Raw genomic sequence first — 4,648 nt, 5'->3', positions numbered from 1 at the left:
CCTCCCCCGCACCCAACCGCGTATACAGCGCCGCCAAAGCCGCCTGCAGCACCATGAAGAGGGTGGCTCCCGATCGTCGCGCCAACTCCAGGAGCCGCGCGTGCAGTTCGGCATCGATCCGGAGTTCCAGCAGATCGCCGCCGTACGACATGACGGCCGGGCGCGGCCGGTCGGCGGGCAGGTGGAGCTGCTCGGGCAGGCCGGCCAGCGTCCGCTTCCAGTAGGCGACCTGTCGGGTGAACACGCTGTCGGCGTCGTTCTCGTCACCGAGGATCTCGTGCTGCCACAGGGTGTAGTCGCCGTAGGTCACCGGCAGCGGCGGCCATGCGGGTGCCTCGCCGGCCTGCCGGGTGGTGTAGGCGGCGGCCAGGTCGCGGGCGAGCGGGCCCATGGACCAGCCGTCCCCGACGATGTGGTGCATGACCAGCAGCAGCACGTGCTCGTCGGGGGCGACGGCGAACAGCTCCGCCCGCAGCGGTACTTCCGTGGTCAGGTCGAAGGCGCGCACCGCCGACTCCCGCAGGAGGGCGCGTACCTCCTTCTCGCCGGCCGTGCGCACGGTCAGCGGGACGGCGGCCTCGGTGGTGCCGAGCACCCTCTGGTGCGGGATTCCGCCCGCGTGCGGGAAGACCGTGCGCAGGGTCTCGTGCCGGGCCACGACGTCCACGAGCGCGGCGCTCAGCGCGCCCCGGTCGAGGTCTCCGGACAGCCGCAGGGCGAGCGGCATGTGATAGGTGGCGCTCGGCGCCCCGAACTGCTGGAGGAACCAGAGCCGGCGCTGCGCGAACGACAGCGGCATCGGTTCGCGGCGGGGCCTGGGCACCAGTGCCTGCCGTGCGGTCGTGGCGTCGTGCAGTCCGGCCGCCATCCCGGCCGGGGTCGGGTTCCGGAACAGCGCGCGCAGCTCCAGTTCGACCCCGAGGGTCGCCCGGACCCGCGAGACCAGCCGGGTGGCGAGCAGGGAGTGCCCGCCCAGCGCGAAGAAGTCCTCCTCGACCCCGACCCGGGCGAGTCCCAGGACCTCGGCGAAGAGCTCGCACAGGATCTGTTCCTGGGGCGTGCGCGGCGCCCGGCCGCCCGCGGCCGTGGCGGGCTCCGGAGCGGGCAGGGCCGCTCGGTCCAGCTTGCCGTTCGGCGTCAGCGGCAGCGCGTCGAGCAGGACGAACGCGGACGGCACCATGTACGCGGGCACCCGGTCGCGCAGGTACGCGGCCAGCGCCCCCGCACCGGCCCCGGTCCCCGCCCCGTCGGAGGGGACGGCGAAGGGCACGACGTAGGCGACGATCCGGTCCTCCCGGGCGAGCACCGCGACCTGGGCGACGCCCGGGTGCGCGGTGAGCTCGGCCTCGATCTCGCCCGGCTCGATCCGGAAGCCGCGCACCTTGACCTGGTGGTCGATCCGGCCGGCGAACTCCAGCTCGCCGTCGGCACGCCAGCGCACCAGGTCGCCGGTGCGGTACATCCGGGTGCCCGCCGGACCGTACGGGTCGGCGACGAAGCGTCCGGCGCTCAGCCCCGGCCGGTTCAGGTAGCCGCGGGCGAGCCCCGCTCCGGCGAGGTACAGCTCGCCCGGCACACCGCGGGCCACCGGCCGCAGGGCCGGGTCCAGGACGTAGGCGCGGCAGTTGGCGACCGGGAGCCCGATCGGCACCGGCAGCGGGCAGTCGGCGGGGTCGGCCGGCAGCGTGTAGGCGGTGATCACATGGGTCTCGGCGGGCCCGTAGTGGTTGTGCAGCACCCGGCCCGGGCGGCGTGCCTGGAAGCGGCGCACGGCACCGCCCAGCCGCATCGCCTCTCCGGCCTGCGCGACCAGTCGTAGGTGCGGCAGGTCCAGCCCCGCTTCCTCGGCGGCCTCGGCCAGCGCCTCGATCACCAGATTCGGCGCGAACAGCTCCTCGACGCGGTGCCGGTCCAGCCAGTGGGCGAACAGTTCGGAGCTGCGGCGCTGCTCCTCGGTCGGCACCACCAGGGTCTTGCCGTACAGCAGCGCGGAGAGCACCTCCTGCACCGAGACGTCGAAACTGATCGCGGTGAACTGCGCGGTAAGCGTGCCGGGTTCGCCGCCGACGACCCGGTGGTGCCAGTCCAGCAGGTTCAGCAGCCCGCCGGCGGGCATCACCACGGCCTTGGGCCTGCCGGTGGAGCCGGAGGTGTAGATGACGTACGCGGGGTGCCGGGCATCGACCGGGACGGCGGGATCGTGCTCCGGCAGCGGGCCGGACGGTGTGACGGCCGCGAGGTCGTCGAGCACCACGGCCGGAGCGGCGTCCCGCAGCATGTACTCGATACGGACGGCCGGGTAGTCCGGGTCGACCGGCAGGTACGCCGCGCCCGTCTTCAGCACCGCGAGGACGGCGACCACGAACTCGGGCGAACGGGGCAGCCGCAGGGCGACGACCTGCTCCGGGCCCACACCCCGCGCGATCAACGCGTGGGCCAGGCGGTTCGCCCGCCGGTTCAACTCGCGGTAGGTGAGCACGGTGTCCTCGCACAGCACCGCCGGGGCGTCCGCAGTGGCCCGGACCCGCGCTTCGAAGAGGGCGGGCAGAGTGGCGTCGGGGACGGCACGGGCGGTGTCGTTGCGGTCGACCAGCAGCTCGTGGCGCTCCTCGGCGGTGAGCACGTCGATCCGGCTCAGCGGGCGCTCCGGTGCGGCGACCACGGCCGCGAGCAGCCGCAGCCACCGGGCGACCAGGGTCTGGACCGTGGCGGGGTCGAACAGGTCACTGCTGTACTCGACCCGGCCGACGATGCCCTCGGCCGCCCCGCCGCTGCCGCCGCGCTCCAGCAGGTGGAAGCCGAGGTCGAACATGGCCGTGGACGTCCGTACCAGGACGATCCCGGTGTCCAGGCCGCTCAGCGAGAACTCGGTGCTCGGCACGTTCTGCAGCGCGAGCAGCACTTGGAACAGCGGCTGGCGGGCGAGCGACCGGGACGGGTTGAGGGCCTCGACCACGTGGTCGAACGGCAGGTCCTGGTGCGCGTACGCGCCGAGCGCGCTCTCCTTGACCCGGTCCAGCAGCTCGGCGAAGGACGGGTCGCCGCTGGTGTCCGTGCGGAGCACCAGGGTGTTGACGAAGAACCCGATGAGGTCGTCCAGCGCCTGATCGGTCCGGCCGGCGATGAGGCTGCCGACCGGGATGTCCGTGCCCGCGCCGAGCTTGTCCAGCAGCGAGGCCAGGGCGGCCTGCAGCACCATGTACACGCTGGCGCCGTGCTGCCGGCCCAGCCGGAGCAGCCCGTCGTGGAGTTCGGCGTCCAGTTCGATCGCCAGGTGGCCGCCGGTGTAGGACGGGGTGGCGGGGCGGTTGCGGTCGGCGGGGAGCCGGATCTGCTCCGGCAGCTCCGCGAGCGTCCGGGTCCAGTAGGCGGTCTGCCGGGCGGACAGGCTGTCCTGGTCCGCCGGATCACCGAGCAGCCGGTGCTGCCACAGGGTGTAGTCGGCGTAACTCACGGGCAGGGGTGCCCACCGGGGCGCCCCGCCCTCCCGGCGCGCCGCGTACGCGGTGGCCAGGTCGGTGGCCAGCGGGCCCAGCGACCAGCCGTCACCGGCGATGTGGTGCATCACCAGGAGCAGCACGTGCTCGTCCGCCGAGAGCGCGAACACCTCGGCGCGCAGCGGGGGTTCGGCCGCGATGTCGAATCCGCGCGCCACCGCCCCGGCCAGCAGTCCCGGCAGGTCCGACTCGCCGGTCCGGGTGACGGGCACCCTCGGACGCGCCTCCCCCACGGCCAGCACCCGCTGGTGCGGCACACCGTCCGCGCTCGGGAAGACCGTGCGCAGGGTTTCGTGGCGGTCGACGAGGTCGCCCAGCGCCGCTTCCAGGGCCGTCAGGTCCAGCGGTCCCCGGAGCCGCCAGGCGAGCGGCATGTTGTAGACCGAGTCGGCGCCCTCCAACTGGCGCAGGAACCACAGCCTGCGCTGGGCGGACGACAGCGGCACCAGTTCGGGCCGCTCCCCTCGCTCCAGGGCGGGCCGGGCCCGGTCCGCGCCGCCCAGTCCGGCGGCCAGCCCTGCCACGGTCGGGGTGCGGAAGAGGGTGCGCAGCGGCAGTTCGACGCCCAGAGTCGTACGGACCCTGGCCACCAGCCGGGTGGCGAGCAGGGAGTGTCCGCCGAGGTCGAAGAAGTCGTCGTCGGCGCCGACCCGGGGCAGGCCGAGCACCTCGGCGAACAGCCCGGCCAGCACGTGTTCGGCGGGAGTGTGCGGTTCCCGGCCGGCCGGTGCCGCGGTCGCAGGCTCGGGCAGGGCACGCCGGTCGACCTTGCCGCTGGTGTTCAGCGGCAGGGCGTCGAGCGGGACGAACGCGGTCGGCACCATGTAGTCGGGCAGCCGCTCGCGCAGGTGTGCGCGCAGGTCCTCGGGCCGGAGCTCGGCGCCGGTGACGGGCACCGGGTAGGCGACCAGCCGGGAGTCCTGGGCGTGGTCCTGCCGGACGATCACGACGGCCCGTGCGACCTGCGGGTGGTCGGCGAGTACCGCCTCGATCTCGCCGAGTTCGATCCGGTAGCCCCGGATCTTGACCTGGTCGTCGGTGCGGCCGAGGAATTCGAGGTTCCCCTCGGGGTTCCACCGCACCAGGTCCCCGGTGCGGTACATCCGCGTGCCGCCCTCGCCGAACGGGTCCGCCACGAACCGCCCCGAGGT

The 4,648-nt window shown here is 74.0% G+C and carries 1 protein-coding gene; it reads right to left on the bottom strand.

The window, feature by feature from the left end:
* The coding region (locus ACFWEP_RS14260; protein ID WP_387369895.1) for an amino acid adenylation domain-containing protein at positions 1–4,648 on the bottom strand (4,648 nt) is incomplete at both ends.

Origin of the sequence: Streptomyces sp. NPDC060198, from assembly GCF_042728415.1 — a bacterium.
Lineage (GTDB): Bacteria > Actinomycetota > Actinomycetes > Streptomycetales > Streptomycetaceae > Streptomyces.
The sequence above is the reverse complement of the archived record's forward strand: the minus strand, read 5'-3'. Positions and strand labels throughout refer to the sequence as shown.